Source organism: Vibrio sp. 10N.286.49.C3, from assembly GCF_041469545.1.
Taxonomy (GTDB): Bacteria; Pseudomonadota; Gammaproteobacteria; order Enterobacterales; family Vibrionaceae; genus Vibrio; species Vibrio tasmaniensis_A.
Map to the genome: position 1 here is coordinate 1 of NZ_JBFRKT010000106.1, position 342 is coordinate 342.

Annotated in this window: 2 tRNA genes; both read left to right on the plus strand. The window is 45.3% G+C overall.

What is annotated here, in order from left to right:
• The first annotated feature begins 50 nt into the window (after positions 1 to 50).
• A tRNA-Arg gene (locus AB4180_RS22680) sits at positions 51 to 127 on the plus strand.
• Positions 128 to 211: 84 nt separating this feature from the next.
• Positions 212 to 288, plus strand: a tRNA-Arg gene (locus tag AB4180_RS22685).
• The last annotated feature ends 54 nt before the right edge of the window (positions 289 to 342 follow it).

Consider the following 342-nt stretch of genomic DNA (forward strand, 5'->3'; position numbering starts at 1 on the left):
GTTTAGTTTTGCTTTATTGCTTTAACTAACAGCTTAATATCGAAACCGTTGCGCCCTTAGCTCAGCTGGATAGAGTACCTGGCTACGAACCAGGCGGTCGGAGGTTCGAATCCTCCAGGGCGCACCACTATTTAGGGTTTTCATTAATCCTGATGTTGAACGTTTAGTTTTGCTTTATTGCCTTAACTAACAGCTTAATATCGAAACCGTTGCGCCCTTAGCTCAGCTGGATAGAGTACCTGGCTACGAACCAGGCGGTCGGAGGTTCGAATCCTCCAGGGCGCACCACTATTTAGGGTTTTCATTAATCCTGATGTTGAACGTTTAGTTTTGCTTTATTGC